We start from the raw sequence: 21,473 nt of genomic DNA, 5'->3' as shown, positions 1-21,473 counted from the left end.
CCCTGACCTCGCCGATCCGGTTGCCATCCCGCCCGTATCACGAACGACGCACGCAGCGACCTGACCGTCGCATGGTCGCCGGCAATTAGAATTTCTCGACCCATGGCCGCAGCTCGATCTCCCAGGTCCAGGCGCTGCGGTGCTGATGCATGAGGTGCCAGTAGGATTGCGCGATCGCGCCGGGGTCGAGCAAACCGTCCGGTGAATCGGCGGCAACCGGGCGGGTGGGCGAGGCGATGCCGCCATCGATCACGACATGCGCAACATGGATGCCTTGGGGGGCAAGTTCCCGTGCCATGCTCTGGGCCAAGCCGCGCAGGGCGAATTTACCCATCGCGAACGGTGCCGAGTTCGGATATCCCTTGATACTCGCCGAAGCGCCAGTGAACAGGATCACGCCGTGCCGGCGGGGAACCATGCGCTGTGCGGCCTGCCGGGCAACGAGAAAACCACCAAATGCGGTAACGTCGAGCACCCTGGCAACGGCAGCAGGATCGAGGCTTTCGATCGGCCCGCGCAGCCGCCCCGATGCGTTATAGATCACGACATCGGGTGGACCGATCGCCGCATCCACCGCCGCGAACAATCCGGCGACCGACCCGGCATCGCCCGCATCGCAGGGAAACGCATAGGCGCCGAGTTCCGCGCAGAGTGGCGCGAGTTTTTCGATCGTGCGGGCGGCGAGCGCCACGGTCATGCCGCCCTCGGCGCATATCCGCGCCAGCGATGCGCTCAGCCCTGATCCGGCGCCGACGATCAGCACGCGGCGAAACGGTGTGGGTGTTTCTGGTGTCATGGTGCAATCTCCCCCCTTAACAACCGATCAGACCACGATTGACGCTGGCGCGCCATCCGCCGTGCCCGGTTTTCCCGACCCGACGCCGCCTACGCTGATGTGACAAGGCCAAGCACGCGACGTATGCTTAATTCCTCTTCTCCATCCGAGACCCTCACCGCCATGAATACGCCGCTCGCCACAAAATTCTATCGCCCGCAATATGATCGTTCCTTCGGCATTGCGACCAAGCTGCTCCGGGTGAACTGGCTCTTCGTGCTGGCTTGTTGTGGCCTGGCCGGCATTGGCTATGCCGCGCTCTACTCCGCCGCGGGCGGCCACGGCCATCCCTACGCGACGCCGCAGATCGAGCGATTCTTCGCCGCCCTCATCATGATGATCGCGATCGCCATGATCGACATCCGCATCATCGCCAAACTCGCCTGGCCGCTCTACGGCATCGGCATCGTTCTTCTGCTCGCGGTCTGGAAGTTCGGCCATGTCGGGCTCGGTGCCAAGCGCTGGCTCGATGTCGGTGGTGTTCACGTCCAACCTTCCGAACTCATGAAGCTGTTTCTGATCCTCGCCCTTGCGTCCTGGTTCCAGCGTGCCAGCTATGAGCGCGTCGGCAATCCGCTGTTCCTGATCCCACCGGTCCTCGCCATCTTGCTCCCCGCCGCCCTGATCCTCAAGGAACCCAATCTCGGCACCGCCGTCATCACAATGAGTATCGGCGGCGCCATCCTGCTTGGTGCTGGCGTGCGCTGGTGGAAATTCGCCATCGTCATCGCCCTCGTCACCATCATCGCTCCTTTCGCCTACACCCATCTACATGGCTATCAGAAGCAGCGCATTCTCACCTTTCTCCATCCCGGCCGCGACCCGCTCGGTGCCGGCTACAACATCATCCAATCCAAAATCGCGCTCGGCTCCGGCGGTATGTGGGGGCAGGGCTTTCTGCACGGCACCCAGAACCAGCTCAACTTCCTACCCGAAAAACAGACCGACTTCGTCTTCACCATCATTGCCGAGGAATTCGGCTTCGCGGGTTCCATCGTTCTGCTCGGCTTGCTGGTTTCGATGGTCACGATGGCGATTTACACGGCACTCCGCTGCCGCCACCAATTCGGCCGGCTCGCGGCGCTCGGCATCGCCACCAACCTGTTCCTCTACTGCTTCGTCAACCTCGCCATGGTCATGGGCCTCATTCCGGTTGGCGGTGTTCCGCTGCCGCTTGTCTCCTATGGCGGCTCTGCCCTCACCGCCGTAATGCTCGGTTTCGGTGTGCTGATGTCGATCCATGTCCATCGAGATGTGGAATTCGCGCAAAGCGAGGATTAGGCGGGTTCGCCGCGCCCCGGCGGTGTCCTCAGCTTGAAGGACTCTCAGCCTGAAGCATTAGCCTGCCGCAGCGCGAGATACTCCCACACCATGGTGGCCCCGGCGAGGGCAGTGATCTCGCTGACATCGTAAGCGGGGGCAACCTCGACCAGGTCCATGCCGACGAAATCGATGCCACCAAGGCGGCGAATCAGCGCCTGAGCCTGAAACGAGGCGAGACCGCCAATTTCCGGCGTGCCAGTGCCAGGCGCGCAGCCGGGGTCGAGGCAGTCGATATCAAAGCTCAGATAGGTCGGTTCCTGCGCGCCGACCACCGCATGGATACGCTCGGCGGTGGCCGCGATGCCTATTTCATGCACATCCTGTGCCGAGAGGATGGTGACGCCTTTGCCGACCGTCCAGTCATAGGTCGCGCGCGGTAGCGGCGAACGGATGCCGATCTGGATCATGCGGCGCGGATCGACCAGTCCCTCGTTGATCGCGTGAAAGAACACCGAGCCGTGGCTGTAGGCCTGGCCGAAATTTTCGTCCCAGGTATCGGCATGGGCATCGAAATGCACCAAACCGAGCGGCGAGCGTAGCCGTTTCGACAAGGCGCGTAACAGCGCGAGGGTAATGCCGTGTTCGCCACCGAGCGCGAGAAGGTGGTTGAGCGGGGCCGCCTGCTGTTCGATCAGCGCGAGGCTGCGGGGAATATCGCCGAGCGCGATCGCGAAATCGCCGATGTCGGCAATCGGCATCGCATCGACGCTGACCCAATGATGCGGATGGTCGTTGCCCGCGAGCATACGCGAGGCAGTGCGGATCGCGGCCGGACCGGACCGCGCGCCGGCACGATTGGTGACGCCGATGTCCAGCGGAATACCGGCGATCACGAAGGGCGCGTTGCGGTCGGTATTGGATAATCCCAGAAAAAACGGTGAGGTTGCGAAGGTCGGCTGCTCAATCATGGCGCCAGCCTATCAGCCGACACCCTCTGGTCAAGTCAATGAAGGATCAGCCGATTTTGCGCCGATCAGTCCGGCCTTACGGAGCCTGTGGCGGAGCTGGTCGTAGCTGATGCCAAGTGCAACCGCGGTCTTGCGCTGATTGTGGCGGTGTTCAGCGAGATGGGCGGCGAGGGCGGCGGTATCGTCGGATCGTGGCGCGGTACCGAACGGGTTGAGGCGGATATGGGCGAGGGGAGATTGCCAGTCCGCTTCGCGGTAGAGGCTGCGTTCGACCACGTTGCGCAGCTCGCGAACATTGCCGGGCCAGGTATGAGCCAGCAGCTGCGCCTGTGCGGCAGGCGTGAAGCCGGCAAAAAAATCCCGGCCAAGCTCCGATGTCATGCGTTGGGCGAAATGGTCGGCGAGCAGAAGAATGTCCTCGCCGCGGTCGCGTAGCGGCGGGATGCGGATGACATCGAACGCAAGGCGGTCGAGCAGGTCGGCGCGGAATTTTCCGGCGGCGATCCTTGCGTGCAGATCTTCATGGGTGGCGGCGATGACGCGAACATCGACCCGGATAAGGTCATTGCCGCCAACGCGCTCGAACACGCCGTATTCGATCACGCGCAGCAGCTTCTCCTGCACCGCCAACGAGGCATTGGCGATTTCATCGAGAAAGAGCGTGCCGCGATCGGCGAGTTCGAAGCGTGAGGCACGGCGGCGGGTGGCGCCGGTGAAGGCGCCGGCCTCGTGACCGAATAATTCGGAATCGAGCAGCGAGTCCGTGAGGGCGCCGCAGTTGAGTTGCAGCAGTGGCTGGTTCCAGCGGGCCGAGAGCAGGGCGAGCCGACTGGCGACCAGCTCCTTGCCGGTGCCGCGTTCGCCGATCACCAGAACCGGACGATCGATCGGGGCAAGATCGGAGACATGGGCGAGCATGGCGCGAAACGCCGCGCTTTCGCCGATCAGATTGGCCTGCGCCGGTCCGGCGGACACCGTGACGGTCATGTTACAGATCCCAATAATTGGTGCTAATTATTAGCATATTCCGGCGCCGCTTGGCAACGATGATCGGCGAAATAATTGTAAATCAATGAGTTATGGTGATCCGTCACATCAGAGGCGATTGGCACAGAACCTGCAAAACCTGTGGCAACGACCTCTCTCACTCAAAAGGAGGATCCCATGGGGATTTTCTCGCGCCTGTCCGACATCGTTAATTCCAACCTCAACGCATTACTCGACCGGGCGGAAGATCCGCAGAAAGTGATCCGTCTGGTGATCCAGGAAATGGAGGACACGCTGGTCGAGGTGCGCTCGGCGGCGGTGCGGTTGATCGCGGAGCGCCGCGAGGTCGAGCGCCGGATTGCGGCGCTGATGCGGGATCGGGATGAGTGGCATCGTAAGGCCGAATTCGCGGTGCAGCGCGGCCGCGAGGATCTGGCCAAGGCGGCGTTGCTCGCAAAATCCCGTGCCGCTCAGGCGATTGCCGAGGCACAGACCCAGATCGAGGCGGTGCAAACCGCGATCGCGCAGCAGAACGAGGATGTCGGTAAGCTTCAGGCCAAGCTCGATGACGCGAAATCACGCGAAAAATCGATCTTGCTGCGCCAGCAGAGTGCGACGACGCGGCTAAAAGTGAAGCAGTCGCTCTATGACGAACGCGTGACCGATGCGTTCACCCGGTTCGAACAGGTGGAACGTAACCTCGACATGATGGAGGGGCGCGCCGAGGCGTATGATTTGGGACGGCGCCCGACCGAGCCGAGTATCGCCGAGGAATTTGCGGCGCTGGAGGCCAATGATCAGGTCGAGCGCGAACTGGCCGCGTTAAAATCGCGGATCAAGCCTGAAGAAAAGGCTGCCTAGGCCTTCAACAACCAGGGAGAGGTTTCATGCTGGATTACATGCCATTTCTGATCCCGATCATCGCGATCCTCAGCGTGTATGGCTTCAAGGCGTACAAGATGCACCTCCAGTATCGCGGCGCGGCGTTATCGAACACAGACCGGCAGACGATCGAAAACCTGTCGGCCACCGCGCAGCGGCTCGAACAACGGGTGACCATGCTGGAGCGCGCGCTGCTCGACGCGGAACAATCGTATCCCCATGGAACGGAGGTTTAGCCGTGCCCGACACCACATTGGTTGCGGTTGCCGTGCCGCTGGGCAGCGCCTTCATGTTGTTCGTCGCTCCGCTCTGGCTCTGGCTGCATTATCGGCGCGGCGGCGCCAATCGGGCCGAAATCCAGCGGTTGGAAGCTGGCCTCACCACCCTTGCCGCCACCGCGCAACGGCTGGAGCAGCGGGTTGCCACACTCGAACGCGCCCTCCTCGATGCCGATCGATCCTACACCGCGACCGTCTGAATTCGATGTCACCCAAGGTCATCACACCATGAGCACCACCATGAGCCGTCCCGAATTCGAAACCCAAATCACCTCCCGCCGCGGCCTGCTCGCCGGCGTATGCGCGGCACTCGCCGCCTTTATCGACGTGCCAGCCTGGACCCTCCGCGCCGTTGCCGTGCTCGTGCTGCTGTGGCATCCGATCTTCGCGATCCTGGGCTATCTCGGATTTGCCGCCTTCATCCGTCATGGTCGCGGCTCCGTGTCGCGGCGCCTGTCCGCACTGCGCGATCATGTCGCACCGCCACGCATGCCAGACGTGCCGCCCGCCCCGCTACCGTTGATCGACGGCTTGGCTGCACGCTTTGCCACGCTCGATCTGCGGCTCGCACGACTCGAAGCCCGGGCCAGCGACCCCGACCGCCTGTTGCGCCGCCGGTTCGACCGGCTGTAAAATTGAAATCGTCTCGTTAGGACATATGTTATGACCGAAAAACTCATCGGGCACCGCGTGCCGGCCCCATCGCCGCAATCGCCGCCATATCGCGGAATGACAACCACCGCGACGGTGCGACCTGACCATGACGCAGGGCGCCTTGCTCTGATCATCGGCCCGGCCATCGGCTTTGCCCTCGCCGCCTGCCTCGCGATTTCCTTCGCCCTCGCCTTGGCCGGCGGTGCCGGTGAAGCGGCGCTCGGTTCCGGCCACGCGGTGCGCCCGGTGCGGAGTGCGGTCTTCGTTTTGTGAAACGAATCGCCTTCATCGCCCTTGCCGCCGGCGCCATCGTTGCCACAGGCGCGCCACAGGCTGACGCGAAGACCGAGCATCCTGCGCTTGCTCCGTTTCACGCGATCCGCATCGCGGGGGTGGCGCGGCTTGAATTCGTCGAGGCGCCGCGCCAGTCAGTGAGCGTGACCGCGCGCCCCGCCGTGCTTAAAAGGTTGCGCCTGACAGTCGTCGCCGGCGTGCTCAATGTGCGGACCGACAATGTCACGGTGTTCGGCGGTGATGACAAAGTGGTATTGACCGTGACGGCCCCGCGCCTTGATCGGGTTGATGTCGGCGGTGTTGCCAGCGGTACGCTGCGCGGCCTGAGCGGGGCGAGTTTTGCCCTGCGTATCGCCGGTGCCGGCTCGATCACCGTGGCCGGATCGGTTACCAAGGCCCTGCTTTCGGTGAGCGGCACCGGCAGCATCAACGCCAGCCGGCTGATCACCGACGATCTGGTGGTCGACATCAGCGGCGCCGGGTCGTTGCGCGGCCATGCCAATCATGCCGCCTATGTGTCGGTCAGCGGGGTCGGATCGGCAACGATTGCGGGCAACCCCCCCGTACGCGACGTGGCCGAGAGCGGCGTCGGCTCAGTCACGTTTGACTGATGCGCGCATCTGGCCGCCTTACCCTTATCGTCGTAGCGGCCTTGATGATGGCGCTGCCGCCGTCTCCCGCGCCGGCAGCGCCCGGCGGACACCTCGCCATCGCGCCGTTTTCCGCCCTCCAACTCAATGGCCGCTTCGTGCTCGATCTCACCACCGCCGCCCGCCAATCCGTGCGGCTGACCGGCGATCCCTATCTGATCGAGAATCTGCGAATCGGCGTAACCCAGGGTGTTCTCAGCATCACGCGGCCACGTGGCCTCGATCTGCCGCGGCACGAAACCGTGACGATCACGATCACCACCCCCGCAATCACCAGCATCGACCTGCGCGGCCTGATCCACGCCAGCATGACCGGACTCGCCGGTGCCGCCTTCAGCCTGACCAACAACGGCGCGGCCGCCGCGACGCTCACCGGCTCGGTCGGCCGTTTCACCCTGATCTCACGCGGTGTCGCCTCGATCGACGCCGGCCATCTTTACGCGAATACAGTAACCACCCTGGTTCGTGGTCAGGGCAATCTGCTCGTCTTCGCCCGGCGGCAAGCACGGATCACGCTTTATGGCGAAGGGCGGGTGGAGGTGTTCGGCCACCCGCCGATCCATCAGTTCAAAACCCTCGCCTATGGCGTAATCAGCCTGAAGTGATCAGGCGGCTTTGAGCGTCGGCATCAGCAACGCCTCTGCTTGGGCGAACAGGGCAGGGGGAACCAGTGAATCCGCCGCCTTGATGTTCTCGTCGATCTGATCCGGGTGCGAAGCGCCGATGATCGCAGAAGCGATATTGGGTTCGCGTAGCACCCAGGCGAGCGCGAATTGCGCGAGGCTGAGGCCCGCCTGAGCGGCGAGCGGCTGCATCGCCTGCACGGCTTCGAGCACGGCGCGGCGTTCAGGCAAATCCTGCAGGAAATGGCCCATGGTCGCGCTGGTGGCGCGCGAACCGGCGGGGGGTTCGGCGCCGGGTTTGTATTTACCGGTGAGAATACCCTGACCGAGCGGTGACCAGACGATTTGAGAAATGCCGTGCGCCGCGCAATAGGGGATGATTTCGGCTTCCGGCTTGCGCCAGATCAGCGAATATTGCGGCTGGCTGGAGACGAATTTTTCCACGCCCATCATTTCGGTGGCTTCGCGGATTTTCTCGATCGGCCATTCGGAGAAGCCGATATAGCGGGTTTTGCCCGATTTCACCGCGGCGGTCAGGGCTTCCATCGTCTCGTGCAGCGGGGTGTCGGCATCGTAGCGGTGGCATTGATAGAGATCGACGTGATCGACCCGCAAGCGTTGCAGCGAGGCGTCGAGCTGTTTTGCGATCTGGGTGCGTGATAGCCCCTTGTCGGTCTCGGTCATCGGGAAATAGAGTTTGGTGGCAAGCACGTAGCTATCACGTTTCACATCCGCGAGGGCTTCGCCGAGCACGGTTTCGGCCGCCCCCTTGCCATAAATGTTGGCGGTGTCGATCAGGGTGATCCCGCGGTCGAGCGCGCGCCTGACGCAGGCAATCGAGCGGGATTTCTCGACGCCGCCGGAATAGGTCAGCCACGAGCCGAGCGCGATGGTCGAGACGGTGAGGTCGCTGGAGCCGAGTTTGCGGTATTGCATGATGAGTTCCTTCTTCTGAGGCGACAGATTGCGTCGCGAGGCGGCCGGTGCAACCCTTTGACCCGGATCACCGCGCTCGATAGGACGATGGCATGAGCACATTGGACCCTGAGGATTGGACCGAATTGCGCGCGCTCGGCCATCGGATGATGGATGACATGATCGATCGACTAGCCGGGATCGCCGATCGACCGGTGTGGCAGCCGATGCCGCCTTCGCAGCGGGCGGCATTTGAGGGCGAGGCCCCGGTGCACGGTATTGGCGCGGCGGCGGCCTATGCGCGATTCGCGGCGAACATAGCGCCCTATGCGTCGGGCAATGTGCACCCGCGCTTCATGGGTTGGGTGCAGGGCGGCGGCAATCCGGTGGGCATGTTGGCCGAGTTGCTGGCCGGCGGCTTGAACGAGAATTGCGGCGGGCGTGATCATGTCGGCCTTGCGGTCGAGCGGCAGGTGATCGCGTGGTCGGCAGCGATGCTCGGCCTGCCCGAACGCACCGGCGGGCTGTTGGTGACCGGATCATCGATCGCGAATTTCATTGCAGTGATCTGCGCGCGCCGGCGATTCGTCGGCGCGGCGGTGCGTCGCTTGGGCGTTGGGGATCGGCGCCTGGTCGGCTACGCGCAAGCGGGGGTGCATCGCTGTGTACCGGGCGCGTTCGACATGGCCGGACTAGGGCGCGATGCGCTGCGGCTGGTCGCGATCGATGCGGCCGGGAGGATCGATGTCGCCGCTCTCGAAGCAATGATTGCCGCGGACCGCGCGGCGGGGCTGGCCCCGTTCATGCTGATCGGCACGGCCGGAAGTGTCGATGTCGGCGCGATCGATGATCTGCGCGCCTTGGCTGCGGTGGCCGCGCGTTGCGGCCTGTGGCTGCATGTCGATGCGGCGTTCGGCGCGCTGCTTGCACTGTCACCCACGCGAGCGGGTATGATCGAGGGCATCGGCGAGGCAGATTCGGTGGCGTTCGATTTTCACAAATGGGCGCAGGTGCAATATGACTCAGGCTGCATTCTGGTGCGCGAGCGCCAATGGATGCTCGATAGTTTCGCGCAGGACGCTTCGTATCTGGCTACGGCATCGCGCGGCCTGGCGGGCGGTGCGCCATGGCCATGCGACCTGGGGCCGGATTTATCGCGCGGATTTCGGGCGCTGAAAGTGTGGATGACGATCGAGGCTTACGGAACCGCACGGCTGGGTGAGATCGTCGATCAGACCTGCGATCTGGCAGAGCATCTGGCGGCGCAGATCACCATGACACCGATGCTGCGCGTGGTCGCACCGGTCACGCTGAACATCGTATGCTTCCGCGTCGATGATGGTGGCCCCGCGCTCGATGATCTCAACGCCGATCTCGCGGCGGATTTGCAGGAGGCGGGCGGCTTCGTGGTGTCGACCACGGTGATCGGCGGGATGCGGGTGCTGCGCGCGGCGATCGTCAATCATCGCACCACCGCCGCCGATGTCGATGCGCTGGTGGCGGCGGTGGCGGCGGCGGCGATCGATCGGCGGGGCAGATCGAACTGATCGTCCCGGTTTCATGGACGTTGCGCGGCTTCGTACCCATACTGGTCTCAGAGGTATCCCATGCCAGATGATAGAATCGACTACGCCGCACCGATCGGCGACGCGGTTGCCTATACTACGTGCTACATGTGCGCGTGCCGGTGCGGCATCAAGGTTCATCTCAAGGATGGTCAACTCCGCTATATCGAGGGCAACCGGGATCACCCGGTGAACCGTGGTGTATTGTGCGGCAAAGGGTCCGCCGGAATCATGACGGCGCTGTCGCCCGCACGCCTGCGCAAGCCGCTCAAGCGCGTCGGGCCGCGTGGCTCAGGCGAATTCGTCGAGATCGAATGGGATGAGGCGATGGCGATCGTGACCGATCGCCTTGCACGGATCCGTGCGACCGACCCCAACAAATTTGCGCTGTTCACCGGGCGTGACCAGTCACAATCACTGACCGGGCATTTCGCGCGGATGTTCGGCACGATGAATTTCGCCGCCCATGGCGGGTTCTGCTCGGTCAACATGGCGGCCGGCGGACTTTACTCGGTCGGCGGCGCGTTCTGGGAGTTCGGTGAGCCTGACTGGGAGCATGCCAAATTGTTCCTGCTGTTCGGTGTCGCGGAAGATCATGATTCGAACCCGATCAAGCTTGGTCTTGCCAAATTAAAGGAGCGGGGTGCCAAAATCATTTCGATCAACCCGATCCGCACCGGCTACTCGGCCGTCGCCGATGAATTCGTTGCGATGACGCCGGGAACCGATGGATTGTTCGTGCTCGCACTGATCCATTGCCTGCTCGAGAGCGGCTCGATCGATACCGAATTCCTGATCCGTTACACCAATGCCCATTATCTGGTGATCGATGCCCCCGGAGCCGCCGATAACGGGCTGTTCGCGCGCGACGCCGAGGGGCGGCCATTAGCGTTCGACCGGAAGACCCAGGCGCTGACCGCGGCAACAGCGGTTGGCATCGATCCCGCGCTGCTCGGCACATTCACTCTTCCGGACGGTCGGCCAGCGCATCCCGCCTTCGCGGTGTTGGCCGAGCGCTACAGCGCGCCGGCGTATGCGCCCGAGGCGGTGGCCGCGCGCTGCGGCGTCAGCGCCGCCGACATCCGCCGGATCGCCGCCGAAATCGCCGAGGTTGCGTTCAACCAGGCGATTAGCATCGATCAACCCTGGACCGACACCGCCGGCCGCACCCACGCGACGATGACGGGCCGACCGGTCGCGATGCATGCCATGCGCGGCATTTCAGCCCACTCCAATGGATTTCACTCCTGCCGCGCGATCCACGTGCTGCAGATGTTGATCGGCGCGGTCGATACGCCGGGATCCTGGCGCTACAAATCGCCCTACCCCAAACCAATCCCCGCCGGTCCCGGGCCAGGCGGCATGACCCGCGATGCCGACGGCGCGATCACCGCCACCGTCCTCGGTTTTCCCTCCAGTCCGGACGATCTCCTGGTGGACGACGATGGCGAGGCCCTGCGGCTGGATCGCGCCTTTTCCTGGGAAGCTCCGCTCGGCATCCACGGTCTGATGCATATGGTGATCGCCGAGGCCTATGAGGCCGGGCCGGACAAAATCGATACGCTGTTCATGTATATGTCGAACATGGCCTGGAATTCGGCGATGAACCCCGGCGAGACGACCAGGATGCTGACCGCGCATGACGATGCCGGCAATTACCGCATTCCCTTTATTATCTATGCCGACGCGTTTGCTTCGGAAACCATCGCCTATGCCGATATCGTCCTGCCCGACACCACCTATCTGGAGCGCTATGACTGTATTTCGTTACTGGATCGCCCGATCGGCACCGCGCATGGCCCGGCGGACGCCATCCGCGTGCCGGTGCTCACACCGGATCGCGATGTGCGGCCGTTCCAGGATGTCCTGATCGATCTGGCAGGGCGCCTGGGCCTGCCGCATTTCGTCGATGCGCACGGCAGTAAACTCTACGATTCCTACGCTGATTACATGGTCAATCATCAGCGCAAGCCCGGTGTGGGGCCATTGGCGGGATTTCGCGGCGTGGATGGCACGGCAATCGGCAAGGGCGCGCCGAACCCGGATCAGTTGCGACGCTATGTCGAGAACAAAGGGTTCTGGCAGCATCATCTGCCGGAAGAGCAACTCTATTACAAACATGCCAACCAGGCCTATCTGTCGGGCGCGAAAGAGATGGGGTTGATTGATTCCGATGAGCAGATCGTTCTGCATCTCTACAGCGAAATCCTCCAGAGTTTCCATCTGGCCGCCGAGGGGCATGGCCGGCGCGTGCCACCGTCCCGGTTGCGCCCGCGCCTGTTGCAGGTGATGGACCCGTTGCCGATCTGGTATCCGCCGGTCGAGGAGACCATGACGGATCTAAAACGGTTCCCTCTGCACGCGATCACGCAGCGGCCGATGGTGATGTATCATTCATGGGGTTCGCAAAACGCTTGGTTGCGCCAGATATTGTCGGAAAACCGGCTCTATATGCACCGTGATCTGGCGGCGGCCCATGATCTGGCCGATGACGACTGGATCGAGGTCGAATCCCGCAACGGGCGGGTGAAATGCCAGATCCGGGTGATGGACGGCGTCAATCCGAACACGGTATGGACCTGGAACGCAATCGGCAAACGCACCGGCGCCTGGTCACTCGCGCATGACGCACCGGAATCCAGGCGGGGATTTCTGCTCAATCACATTATCTCGGAATATCTGCCGGTGGATAATGCGGGGCATCGGATGTCGAATTCCGATCCGGTGACCGGGCAGGCAGCGTGGTTCGATCTCACCGTGCGGATCGAGAAATGCGCGCCCGAAACGATCGAGGAAACCCAACCGATGATGAGTCCATCAGCCTATTCACCCAGGGTTGCCGCCGAATGACATCGCTCCCCCTGCCCAGCACCGGATCACGCAAACTTGGCCTCGTGATCGATCTCGATACCTGCGTCGGCTGCCACGCCTGTGCGGTGAACTGCAAGGAATGGAACACCGGCGGCCACCACGCACCGCTGCCCGATTACGACAAATACGGCGCCGAGCCTGACGGTGTCTGGTTCAACCGCATCCACTCCTATGAGGCCGAGGGCAAGGCCGATGGCTGCGGCGGCCGGACCGTCAATTTCCCGCGCTCCTGCCTCCATTGCGAGCAACCGCACTGCGTCACCGTCTGCCCCACCGGCGCCTCCTACAAACGCGCGGAAGACGGCATCGTTCTCGTCAACACCGACATCTGCATCGGTTGCAAACTCTGCTCCTGGGCCTGCCCCTATGGCGCGCGCGAATTCGACGAGGATGCCGGCGTGATGAAGAAATGCACCCTCTGTATCGACCGCATCTACAACACCAGCCTGCCCGAAGCCGAACGCGAACCCGCCTGCGTCGCCACCTGCCCCTCGCGCGCGCGCCACTTCGGCGACTTCGCCGACCCTGACAGCAACGTCTCGAAACTGGTCGCCGCGCGCGGTGGGGTCGATCTGATGCCCGAACTCGGCTATCGCCCGGTCAATAAATACCTGCCCCCCCGCCGCGCGATGATCCCGACCCACGCCACCGAAACCCCGGTCCGCGCCGGCACCGGCCTCGGTGCGGCATTGCTGACACTGGTCGATCGGGTTCTTTCACGATGACGCCCGCCTCTTCGGTTCTGCTGCTGACGACATTGACCGGCTTCGGCTACGGTCTGCTGGCTTGGCTCGGCGTGTTCGCCGCCTTGGGTCTGCTGCCGGCATCGCCCTGGTTCGTGCCGGTGGCCGTAGCGGTCGCGCTGGCCCTATCCAGCGGCGGCCTGATCGCCTCCACCCTTCATCTCGGCCATCCGGAGCGGGCGTGGCGGGCGTTCAGCCAGTGGCGCTCATCATGGCTGTCACGCGAGGGCGTCGCGTCGATCCTGGCCTATCCGCCGGCCCTGGCCTTCGCGGCGCTATGGTACGTTGCCGGAACCGGAGCCCGCTCGACCATTCTGGTCGGATTGCTGGCCGCGGCGCTGGGATTGGTGACGGTTTATTGTACCGCAATGATCTACGCCAGTCTCAAGCCGATCCGCCAGTGGCACAACGCACATACCATGCCGGATTATCTGATTTTCGCCCTGTTTTCCGGCGCCGTGTTGCTCGCGGCGCTGATCGGCCTCTGGACCGGCCATGCAGTGGCCTCTGGCGTGGTCGTTGTGGCGGCAGGCGCGGCGGCGGCGCTCGCCAAAACCCTTTATTGGCGCTGCATCGATGCACAATCACCGCTGACAACTCTGGCGTCGGCCACCGGCCTCGCCGCGTTTGGCACGGTCACGCCGCTCGATCAGCCGCATTTCACCGAAAACTATATCCTGCGCGAAATGGGCTATCAGGTCGCCCGCAAACATGCGTTGAAACTGCGCCGCATCGCGATGATCGCGGCCTTCGCCATACCCTGCGCGCTGGCCGCGATCGCGGTTCTGGGTGGTGCGCCGATGATCACGGCGCCGCTTGCCGTAATCTTCGCCGCCGCCGGGTTATTCATCGAGCGCTGGCTGTTCTTTGCCGAGGCGACACATGTCGCCACGATCTATTACGGCCGGGCGGTCTGAGGGCTGCTCTGGCGCATGAAATCCGCCAAACCAGGTTCGGCCGGCAGCGGTTGCGGTGCGCCGCCATAGCGCACCGCGAGCAGTCCGCGACAGAGCGCGCCGTTGAATTCGGCATTCAGCCCCACGCGGCTGATATGACGCAGATAAACCGCCAGGGTCTCATGCATGATCCGTTCACCAGTGCTGGTCACGAATGCAAGCGGCAATCCGCCAACCAGACCCCGGCGTTCGAGATAGCGTCTGCGCAGCTCAGCACCCGCGGCATCGAGCGCAAGCGCCGCCAGGCCGGCAAGATCGAGTGAAACGAGCGCCTGCGGCGCATGACCCGCCGCGAGCAGATGGCGCAACAAAGCCTCTTGTCGCCGCTCCATCGCCTTCAGGCCGAAATGCTGGCGGATACCGGCCAGATCATTGCCGGCCTCGGCCGGGAAAGCGTCGGAAAAATCCTTGTCCTTGGCAATGCCGTCATTGATCGCGTCGATGAACATATGCTCATCGAGAGTCACCGCCACGGTATTGACCCAAGGCAGAGCACGCACCGCATCGCGCATGTCCGCGGCCATCAGATAGGAAAAATTGGCCGCGCACCAATAGGTCGGCAGCCGGAACCCGACGCGCACGGCACCATCCCCGTCGATCTCGATACCAGTGACAAAGCCGAGTTCGACCACGCTCTCATCGAGTTCCGGATCGGTCACCTGATCGAGAGCGGCGCGCACCTCACCGATGCGCGCCTCCAGGGCGGTCATCACGCCGCGACCTTGTCCATCCGGTCGAGTTTCGCGCGCTGGCTCGCGATATCGACATTATAGAGCCGGGCGGCGTTTTCACCGAGGATCTTGCGTTTCGCGGTCATGGTCAGCTCCTTGCCGGTCTCCTTCGTGACCTCATCCGGCAGCTGGAACTTCATGAACGATTCCACCAGCCATCGCGGCGTCCAGATGCCATAATCCGAACCGAACAGGATCTTGTCCTCCCCGATCCAGAACAGCAATTCCGAGATCACCTTCGCGAAATATCCAGGCCGGCTATGGATGAACGGCAACACCACGGCGAGCCCGCCATAAACATTGGATTCCTGCGTGGCGATCCAGCAGAAATCATCGAGACGCGGCAGACCGCAATGCTCGACGATGAAGTTGAGATTCGGAAAATCCGTGGCGCAATGGTCGATATCGGCGACATCGAACGCATCGCGGTCAAGCGGGATGATCGTCGGCCCCTTATGGACATGGATGTTCTTAATGCCCAGTTGCTCGCATTTCTCCAGATATTTATAGGCCGACGGATCGGACAGTTTGTAGCCCCGGCTATCGCCCTTCCATTCAGCGGTATAGAGTTTTACGCCTTTTAGCTTGTAGGTTTCGGCCTGCGCCTCGAGCGCCTCGAGTCCGCCTTCGCCGTCCCGCGGGTCGAACGCGCCGTTCAGAATGAAGCGATTGGGGTAGCGCTTGGCCAGAATGGCGTTCTGTTCGAGTGTATTAAAGCCGTTCTTATAAAAATCCTTCAGATAGGTCGGCTGAAAGATCGCCATGTCGTCCGGCCCATCGACGAACAGATCCTGGACCATCTGCTCGGCACCATATTTCGCAAATTTCTCCGGGGTCCAGAGTTGCTCCGGCGGCGAGAGTGCTGCGTGATAGCCGTAAAAACAATCGATGAACTGCTTGCCGTGAATGTTGCGGATATTCTCGGGGCTGGCATCCCACAGATGCACATGCCCATCGATGATGAAGATATCGTCGCCGTCGTTCGTCTTGTACATGGTGGTTTCGTTTCCTCGGTTTGATTGAACGGTTATGGAATCAGCACGGCGCGACCACGGACTTTGCCGTGATGCAGATCGTGCAACGCAGTATTCGCATCCGATAGTTTGTATTCACGTGTCGCCAGGGTCACCTTCCCCTGGTCCGCCAGCGCCATCAATTCGATCAGTTCAGGATAGGTGCCGACCAGATTACCGACGATTGTCTTTTCCGACGTAATCATATCGATCGTGGGAATATCGATCTTGCCGCCGTAGCCGACGATATAATAAAATCCGGCATTGCGCGTCATCGCCAGCCCCTTGGCGACCGCGTCCCCCTCGCCGACGAAATCGATCACCGCCTCAGCACCTTTGCCCCTGGTCAGGCGCATGACCTCCTCGACCTCCGATCCATCGGCCTTGACCGCGAAATCCGCACCGCATTCCTGCGCGAGCTTGAGTGCCATATCGGCTCGATCGACGATGATGATCCGCGCCGCGCACAGCGCCCGCAATACCTGTATCCCGATATGACCAAGCCCGCCCGCCCCGATCACCACGGCAAACTCGCCCGGCAGCAGATGCCGCGAGGCCTTCTTCGCCGCGCGATAGGCGGTCAGTCCGGCATCGGTGTGCGGCGCCACATCCTTCGGCGCCAGACTCTCCGGCAGCTTGATGATCGAGCGCGCGCCGGTCCGCAGATATTGCGCATATCCACCATTGACGTTGATGCCCGGGAATTCGCTCTCCTCGGCATGCATGTCATCCCCCCGCCGGCACGCCAGGCAATGGCCTGAGGTGATCAACGGGTGGCAGATCACCGGGTCCCCCACTTTGAGATGAGTCACGCCCTTGCCGAAATCCTCGACCCAGCCGGCGTTCTCATGGCCGAGGATATGCGGCAGCGTGAGATCCACCTTGCTCCTCCAGATCCCCTCGATGACATGCAGATCGGTGCGGCACACCCCGGCGCCGCCGATCCGCACGATCACATCGTTCGCGCCCTTGATCACCGGATCGGGGACGTCCTCATACGTCACGAACACCGGATTGTTCAGCGCCTCGTCATACTCGTGCAGGACGGCTGCTTTCATGGTTGTATCCTCGGTTGGTCGATCCCGCGGTTCCCTTGCATCCTTCGTGCCAGACCATGACGGCCCCGAAAATCCATGAATTTCATGGATCACGTCAGCCAGGCTGTTCCACTTCGCAACAATCGCATGCAACACCTGTTGCGTTCAGATTCGCCACAAAAAAACCCCCGCCGGGTGAGGGCAGGGGTCTTTCTACTCGATCGATGTGATCGCTAGAGCGATATGCGATTAAGTTGACGCGGGAGCGACAACATAATCGCATGAAATCGCTCGAAAAGTCATAGAGATAGAGCGTTAGGCTGAAAGCATAACGCTCTAGGCTGCGTTAGCCAGGCCGTCCCGCCGACCGCTCGCCGCCGCTGCGACCGCGGCTGGGTGCAGCGTATGAGCGCTGCTGTGGCCGGGCGTGTCCGGTTTTCGGCGTCGCCGCGCCACCTCGGGTCTGCCCGCCGCTACGCTGGTTCTGCGCGCGGTTCAGATGCGGCGGCGTCACGCCACGCACCGGCACCGCGCCGCCGGGGATGAGCTGCTTGCCGATCAGCCGTTCGATGTCGCGCAGATAGGTGAGCTCCGCCGGCTCGACGAACGACACCGCAACCCCGTCCGCCCCGGCTCGCGCGGTGCGCCCAATCCGATGCACATAGGATTCCGGAATATTCGGCAGTTCGAAATTCACCACGTGAGAAATCCCATCGACATCGATGCCCCGCGCCGCGATGTCGGTCGCCACCAGCACCTTGATCCGCCCCTGGCGAAACTGGTCGAGCGCCCGCTCGCGCTGGCTCTGGCTCTTGTTGCCGTGAATCGCCGAGGCGCCGATATTCGCCGCCTCCAGATGGCGGCACACTTTATCGGCGCCATGCTTGGTCCGCGTGAACACAATGGCGCGTTCAACGTCCGGCTCACGCATCAGGGTCACCAGCGCGTCCTTCTTCGCCTCACCGGTCAGCAGCATCACCCGCTGATCGATCCGGTCGATCGGCTTGGATTCAACACTCACCGCCACCTCGCGCGGATTGCGTAGAAATTCCGAGGCCAACGCGCGAATCGGCTTGGGCATCGTTGCGCTGAACATGATCGACTGACGGCGCGACGGCAGCATCGACATAATCTTGCGTATCGCCGGCATGAATCCAAGGTCGAGCATCTGATCGGCTTCGTCGAGCACGATGGTATCGGTGCCATCCAACCGGATCGCCCCGGTCGAGACATGATCGAGCAACCGTCCCGGCGTCGCGACCAGAATATCGACGCCCGGCATCATCTGCCGCGCCTGCGGGCCGGGTTTGGCGCCGCCGATCACCACGGCAACACTCGGGCGAATGAACTTGCCATAGACCCGCGCGGATTCGGCGATCTGGTTGGCCAGTTCACGGGTTGGCGCCAGAATCAGCGTGCGGCACCCACGCGCGCCCGGGTTGGTGCGTTTCTCGACCATGCGGTGCAGCAGGGGCAGCACGAAAGCGGCGGTCTTGCCAGTGCCGGTCTGAGCGATGCCGATCAGATCATGTCCTTCGAGAATGATCGGAATCGATTGCGCCTGAATCGGCGTCGGGGTGGTATAGGATTCGGCCGTGACGGCGCGAATAACGGGCTCGGCGAGGCCGAGGTCAGCAAAAAGGGTCAAGGATAAAGCTTTCATCGCCGCAATGCCCGAAGCGGGTCGCGGCATATCGGTTTAAGGAAGCGTGCGTAGAACAGCTGCCCGGTGAAGCGCGAGGTCTGGTTTTACCTGCCGCCAACCTGGGATGGGACATCCTGACGGACGCCGCCGATCCAGTGAACGCTGCCGGCGGCCGATCGGCCACATCTACGAGCATCGTTCTGTTGAGCAGCTCATACACCGGATCGACCGCAGGTGGCAAGCGCCGGCTCAGCGCCGCCCTCCCCAACCGCCACCGCCCCAACCACCGCGGCCACCGCCCCAGCCGTCGTGGTCGCCGCCCCAGCCGCCGCCCCAATAGCCGCCACCGAGGAATAGACTACCGGAAACCACCGGCGCCGGCGCCACATAGGCCGGATAGCCATAGCCGCCGCCATAGCCGTAGCTGCTCGGATAATAGACGCAGCCGGACAATCCGATCGCCGCGGCACCCGCCGCGAGCAAAACCAAACCCTTGCGCAGTATCGGTTTCATGATATCACCTCATTGAACTCTGCCGACCATATATAGGGTGGCTTGTGGCGATCATGAGGCGGAATGCCGCCCAAATTGTAACGCCCGGCAACGCTTCGCCTTCATCCTGCCGCGATCCGGGCGATAATACGCCGCAACGAACGCCGAAACAGGCATCGGATCACTGGAGAACCGCCATGCGACCACCCTTCCGCCTCGCCCTCGTCCTGACCACATCGATCAGCACCATCCTGCCGGTCATGCGTTCGGCCCATGCGCAGGAGTCGAGCGGCGGTCCACCGGCACGGGTCGGCCAGATCGCCCTGGTCCGTGGCGACGTCTCGTTCGACAATGCCGGCGCCAGTCAGTGGACACCAGCCACCCTGAATTACCCGATCACCAGTGGCGATGCGCTCTACACCCCGCCCGGTGCCGAGACCGCCGTCGCGATCGACTGGAGCCGCATCACCCTGAACGCCGCCAGCGAGCTCCAGATCACAAGCATCGGCCCGCGCACGGTCGAGGCGGCCCTGCCGCAGGGCGAGGCCTATCTCGACCTGCGCGACCTTGCCCCCGGCGATAATTACGCCATCACCACGCCGCGCGGCACCATCACCATTTCCCAAAACGGCCGCTACGACATCCTGGCCGGCGATCAAGCCACGCCGACCATGGTCACCGTGATCGACGGCGCCGCCCAGTTGCAGGGTCAGAACGTCGCCCTCAACATCGCCCCCGGCGAAACCGCGACGCTGCAAGGCGCGGATCCGGTCAGCGCCTCCCTCGGTGCCGCCGAGACCGATCCCTTCACCGAACGGATGCTCGCGGTGCGCTACGCCCCCCCGCCGCCCTACGTGCCACCCGTGGTCAGCCAGATGACCGGCGGCTACCAGCTTTCCCAATATGGCGACTGGTCGCAGACCGCCCCATACGGCGCGGTCTGGTACCCCAACGTCGCCGCGGGCTGGGTGCCGTATCGCGATGGCCATTGGGCCTATGTCGCGCCCTGGGGCTGGACCTGGGTGGACAACGACCCCTGGGGCTTCGCACCGTTCCATTACGGCCGCTGGGTGCAATATGGCGGCCGCTGGGGCTGGGCGCCGGCGCCGGTCGCCTATGCGGCGCCGGCCTATTATCAACCGGTCTATGCGCCGGCGCTGGTCAGTTTCTTTAATGTCGGCTCCGGCGTCGCCATCGGAGTCGGCATCACCGCGGGTGCCTTCGCCGCCGGATCGATCGGCTGGGTGCCGCTCGCGCCCGATGAAGTCTATCGCCCCTGGTATCGCTGCCCGCCACACTACGTCCAGCAGGTGAACTATTATAACGTCCGCAACGTCAACCGCGTGGTGACCGTTAACAACACCACGATCATCAACAACGATGCCCCGGCCCGGTTGATCAACCGCCAGGCCGCAACCGTGATTCCCGCCGTGGCGATGCGTCGGGGCGACCCGGTCGGACGGTTCGGGCGACCCGCGCCGCAAACAATCCTCGCCGCGGCCCGGCCGGTGGCACCGGCTTATCTTCAGGGTCAGCAACCAGGCGGACAGACCGGCCCACATCCCGGCCCGCAATTCGGCCGGCTGCCCGCCGCTCCCGGCGGATCGATCCATCCCCGGCTTGCCCCGGCGCCGCGCCCCGCCCCGTTCGCCGCATCGCGCGGACTGCCGGTCGGGCACCCCGGCCCGATCCGTCCGGCGGTGGTGCGACCGCAGATCCGCGTGATGCCGCGCAACCAGGCGGCCCCGCCCTCCCGGCCCGGATTCAACCCGCGACCGCAGGTCCCGCCCCAACCGATCCCAACGCGGCCGATCCCCACGGCGATCGGCCGCCCAATGACGCCGCAGACGATGCCGCGCCCGCTCGCTCCCCAGGCGGCGCGTCCCCCCGCGACACCGTTCCGCCCGGCGCCACAACCCCAGTTTCACCCGCCGACGCAGCAAGCCCACCCGGTCCCGCAATACCATCCGCCCGCCGCGCCCTATCACCCGCCGGTCCCGCAATACCATCCGCCCGCCGCGCCCTATCACCCGCCGGTCCCGCAATACCATCCGCCCGCCGCGCCCTATCA

The 21,473-nt window shown here is 63.4% G+C and carries 22 protein-coding genes; 13 read left to right on the top strand and 9 right to left on the bottom strand.

The window, feature by feature from the left end:
- Positions 1-85: 85 nt before the first annotated feature.
- Positions 86-796 carry an SDR family NAD(P)-dependent oxidoreductase gene (locus ACP5E6_RS07610; RefSeq protein ID WP_427953433.1) on the bottom strand — a complete coding sequence of 237 codons (711 nt, stop codon included), beginning with the start codon at positions 794-796 and terminating at the stop codon, positions 86-88.
- A gap of 162 nt (positions 797-958) precedes the next feature.
- On the opposite strand from ACP5E6_RS07610, the gene rodA reads away from it, so the two are divergent.
- Entirely contained in the window at positions 959-2,116 is a 1,158-nt protein-coding gene (gene rodA / locus ACP5E6_RS07605; protein WP_427953431.1) for a rod shape-determining protein RodA, read from the top strand.
- A gap of 44 nt (positions 2,117-2,160) precedes the next feature.
- Here the strand turns inward: rodA and speB are convergent, their stop codons facing one another.
- Both speB and ACP5E6_RS07595 read right to left on the bottom strand, forming a co-directional pair.
- Positions 2,161-3,066, bottom strand: a complete 906-nt coding sequence (gene speB / locus ACP5E6_RS07600) for an agmatinase (protein WP_427953429.1) — start codon at positions 3,064-3,066, stop codon at positions 2,161-2,163.
- A 30-nt stretch (positions 3,067-3,096) separates the two neighbouring features.
- The gene (locus tag ACP5E6_RS07595) at positions 3,097-4,053 is read right to left on the bottom strand and encodes a sigma 54-interacting transcriptional regulator (RefSeq protein ID WP_427953428.1); all 957 of its coding nucleotides are present in this window, start codon (positions 4,051-4,053) and stop codon (positions 3,097-3,099) included.
- Positions 4,054-4,230: 177 nt separating this feature from the next.
- Between ACP5E6_RS07595 and pspA the strand changes: the two genes are divergently transcribed.
- Genes pspA through ACP5E6_RS07560 form a run of 7 tightly spaced genes read left to right on the top strand, consistent with a single transcriptional unit; the run spans position 4,231 to position 7,416 of the window.
- Complete coding sequence (gene pspA, locus ACP5E6_RS07590; protein ID WP_427953427.1) at positions 4,231-4,914, top strand: phage shock protein PspA; 684 nt, start codon at positions 4,231-4,233, stop codon at positions 4,912-4,914.
- Positions 4,915-4,952: 38 nt separating this feature from the next.
- Entirely contained in the window at positions 4,953-5,171 is a 219-nt protein-coding gene (locus ACP5E6_RS07585) for a hypothetical protein (protein WP_427953425.1), read from the top strand.
- Between the two features lie 2 nt (positions 5,172-5,173).
- The gene (gene pspB / locus ACP5E6_RS07580; RefSeq protein WP_427953423.1) at positions 5,174-5,413 is read left to right on the top strand and encodes an envelope stress response membrane protein PspB; all 240 of its coding nucleotides are present in this window, start codon (positions 5,174-5,176) and stop codon (positions 5,411-5,413) included.
- 40 nt (positions 5,414-5,453) lie between these two features.
- Complete coding sequence (locus tag ACP5E6_RS07575; protein WP_427953421.1) at positions 5,454-5,846, top strand: PspC domain-containing protein; 393 nt, start codon at positions 5,454-5,456, stop codon at positions 5,844-5,846.
- Positions 5,847-5,876: 30 nt separating this feature from the next.
- The gene (locus ACP5E6_RS07570) at positions 5,877-6,140 is read left to right on the top strand and encodes a hypothetical protein (protein ID WP_427953419.1); all 264 of its coding nucleotides are present in this window, start codon (positions 5,877-5,879) and stop codon (positions 6,138-6,140) included.
- Positions 6,137-6,772 carry a GIN domain-containing protein gene (locus tag ACP5E6_RS07565; RefSeq protein ID WP_427953417.1) on the top strand — a complete coding sequence of 212 codons (636 nt, stop codon included), beginning with the start codon at positions 6,137-6,139 and terminating at the stop codon, positions 6,770-6,772. Before ACP5E6_RS07570 ends, ACP5E6_RS07565 begins: the two co-directional genes overlap by 4 nt.
- Positions 6,772-7,416 (top strand): GIN domain-containing protein, encoded by a 645-nt coding sequence (locus tag ACP5E6_RS07560; protein WP_427953415.1) that lies wholly within the window; start codon positions 6,772-6,774, stop codon positions 7,414-7,416. Before ACP5E6_RS07565 ends, ACP5E6_RS07560 begins: the two co-directional genes overlap by 1 nt.
- Here the strand turns inward: ACP5E6_RS07560 and ACP5E6_RS07555 are convergent, their stop codons facing one another.
- Positions 7,417-8,370 carry an aldo/keto reductase family protein gene (locus ACP5E6_RS07555; RefSeq protein WP_427953413.1) on the bottom strand — a complete coding sequence of 318 codons (954 nt, stop codon included), beginning with the start codon at positions 8,368-8,370 and terminating at the stop codon, positions 7,417-7,419.
- Positions 8,371-8,462: 92 nt separating this feature from the next.
- Between ACP5E6_RS07555 and ACP5E6_RS07550 the strand changes: the two genes are divergently transcribed.
- Genes ACP5E6_RS07550 through ACP5E6_RS07535 form a run of 4 tightly spaced genes read left to right on the top strand, consistent with a single transcriptional unit; the run spans position 8,463 to position 14,445 of the window.
- Positions 8,463-9,896, top strand: a complete 1,434-nt coding sequence (locus ACP5E6_RS07550; protein ID WP_427953411.1) for a pyridoxal phosphate-dependent decarboxylase family protein — start codon at positions 8,463-8,465, stop codon at positions 9,894-9,896.
- Between the two features lie 60 nt (positions 9,897-9,956).
- Positions 9,957-12,764 (top strand): molybdopterin oxidoreductase family protein, encoded by a 2,808-nt coding sequence (locus tag ACP5E6_RS07545; RefSeq protein ID WP_427953409.1) that lies wholly within the window; start codon positions 9,957-9,959, stop codon positions 12,762-12,764.
- Positions 12,761-13,510 (top strand): 4Fe-4S dicluster domain-containing protein, encoded by a 750-nt coding sequence (locus ACP5E6_RS07540; protein WP_427953407.1) that lies wholly within the window; start codon positions 12,761-12,763, stop codon positions 13,508-13,510. Before ACP5E6_RS07545 ends, ACP5E6_RS07540 begins: the two co-directional genes overlap by 4 nt.
- Positions 13,507-14,445 (top strand): dimethyl sulfoxide reductase anchor subunit family protein, encoded by a 939-nt coding sequence (locus ACP5E6_RS07535; RefSeq protein ID WP_427953405.1) that lies wholly within the window; start codon positions 13,507-13,509, stop codon positions 14,443-14,445. The genes ACP5E6_RS07540 and ACP5E6_RS07535 overlap by 4 nt, the downstream gene beginning before the upstream one ends.
- On the opposite strand, the gene ACP5E6_RS07530 is transcribed toward ACP5E6_RS07535, so the two are convergent.
- The 5 genes from ACP5E6_RS07530 to ACP5E6_RS07510 all read right to left on the bottom strand — a co-directional run bounded on the left by ACP5E6_RS07530 (position 14,427) and on the right by ACP5E6_RS07510 (position 19,423).
- A complete protein-coding gene (locus tag ACP5E6_RS07530; RefSeq protein WP_427953435.1) occupies positions 14,427-15,194 on the bottom strand; it encodes a metal-sulfur cluster assembly factor in 768 nt (255 codons plus the stop codon). The genes ACP5E6_RS07535 and ACP5E6_RS07530 overlap by 19 nt on opposite strands.
- Positions 15,194-16,210, bottom strand: a complete 1,017-nt coding sequence (locus ACP5E6_RS07525; RefSeq protein ID WP_427953403.1) for an amidohydrolase family protein — start codon at positions 16,208-16,210, stop codon at positions 15,194-15,196. The genes ACP5E6_RS07530 and ACP5E6_RS07525 overlap by 1 nt, the downstream gene beginning before the upstream one ends.
- A 32-nt stretch (positions 16,211-16,242) precedes the next feature.
- On the bottom strand, positions 16,243-17,286 hold the full coding sequence (locus tag ACP5E6_RS07520; protein ID WP_427953401.1) for an NAD(P)-dependent alcohol dehydrogenase: 1,044 nt from the start codon (positions 17,284-17,286) through the stop codon (positions 16,243-16,245).
- Positions 17,287-17,611: 325 nt separating this feature from the next.
- Complete coding sequence (locus tag ACP5E6_RS07515; protein ID WP_427953399.1) at positions 17,612-18,913, bottom strand: DEAD/DEAH box helicase; 1,302 nt, start codon at positions 18,911-18,913, stop codon at positions 17,612-17,614.
- A gap of 246 nt (positions 18,914-19,159) precedes the next feature.
- Positions 19,160-19,423 carry a hypothetical protein gene (locus ACP5E6_RS07510; RefSeq protein WP_427953397.1) on the bottom strand — a complete coding sequence of 88 codons (264 nt, stop codon included), beginning with the start codon at positions 19,421-19,423 and terminating at the stop codon, positions 19,160-19,162.
- A gap of 176 nt (positions 19,424-19,599) precedes the next feature.
- On the opposite strand from ACP5E6_RS07510, the gene ACP5E6_RS07505 reads away from it, so the two are divergent.
- On the top strand, positions 19,600-21,473 hold a 1,874-nt coding region (locus ACP5E6_RS07505), incomplete at its 3' end, for a DUF6600 domain-containing protein (protein WP_427953395.1).

Source organism: Acidiphilium sp. (assembly GCF_049977125.1).
In the GTDB taxonomy this organism is placed as follows: Bacteria; Pseudomonadota; Alphaproteobacteria; order Acetobacterales; family Acetobacteraceae; genus Acidiphilium.
Note: the sequence above shows the minus strand (reverse complement) of the source record. Positions and strands in the feature narration are given on the sequence as shown.

Coding starts and splice junctions, on each gene's coding strand:
- ACP5E6_RS07520 (WP_427953401.1), bottom strand. CDS start 17,286: ATGAAAGCAGCCGTCCTGCACGAGTATGACGAGGCGCTGAACAATCCG.
- ACP5E6_RS07610 (WP_427953433.1), bottom strand. CDS start 796: ATGACACCAGAAACACCCACACCGTTTCGCCGCGTGCTGATCGTCGGC.
- speB (WP_427953429.1), bottom strand. CDS start 3,066: ATGATTGAGCAGCCGACCTTCGCAACCTCACCGTTTTTTCTGGGATTA.
- ACP5E6_RS07575 (WP_427953421.1), top strand. CDS start 5,454: ATGAGCCGTCCCGAATTCGAAACCCAAATCACCTCCCGCCGCGGCCTG.
- ACP5E6_RS07545 (WP_427953409.1), top strand. CDS start 9,957: ATGCCAGATGATAGAATCGACTACGCCGCACCGATCGGCGACGCGGTT.
- rodA (WP_427953431.1), top strand. CDS start 959: ATGAATACGCCGCTCGCCACAAAATTCTATCGCCCGCAATATGATCGT.
- ACP5E6_RS07540 (WP_427953407.1), top strand. CDS start 12,761: ATGACATCGCTCCCCCTGCCCAGCACCGGATCACGCAAACTTGGCCTC.
- ACP5E6_RS07525 (WP_427953403.1), bottom strand. CDS start 16,210: ATGTACAAGACGAACGACGGCGACGATATCTTCATCATCGATGGGCAT.
- ACP5E6_RS07555 (WP_427953413.1), bottom strand. CDS start 8,370: ATGCAATACCGCAAACTCGGCTCCAGCGACCTCACCGTCTCGACCATC.
- pspA (WP_427953427.1), top strand. CDS start 4,231: ATGGGGATTTTCTCGCGCCTGTCCGACATCGTTAATTCCAACCTCAAC.
- ACP5E6_RS07550 (WP_427953411.1), top strand. CDS start 8,463: ATGAGCACATTGGACCCTGAGGATTGGACCGAATTGCGCGCGCTCGGC.
- ACP5E6_RS07530 (WP_427953435.1), bottom strand. CDS start 15,194: ATGACCGCCCTGGAGGCGCGCATCGGTGAGGTGCGCGCCGCTCTCGAT.
- ACP5E6_RS07595 (WP_427953428.1), bottom strand. CDS start 4,053: ATGACCGTCACGGTGTCCGCCGGACCGGCGCAGGCCAATCTGATCGGC.
- ACP5E6_RS07585 (WP_427953425.1), top strand. CDS start 4,953: ATGCCATTTCTGATCCCGATCATCGCGATCCTCAGCGTGTATGGCTTC.
- ACP5E6_RS07535 (WP_427953405.1), top strand. CDS start 13,507: ATGACGCCCGCCTCTTCGGTTCTGCTGCTGACGACATTGACCGGCTTC.
- ACP5E6_RS07510 (WP_427953397.1), bottom strand. CDS start 19,423: ATGAAACCGATACTGCGCAAGGGTTTGGTTTTGCTCGCGGCGGGTGCC.
- ACP5E6_RS07570 (WP_427953419.1), top strand. CDS start 5,877: ATGACCGAAAAACTCATCGGGCACCGCGTGCCGGCCCCATCGCCGCAA.
- ACP5E6_RS07560 (WP_427953415.1), top strand. CDS start 6,772: ATGCGCGCATCTGGCCGCCTTACCCTTATCGTCGTAGCGGCCTTGATG.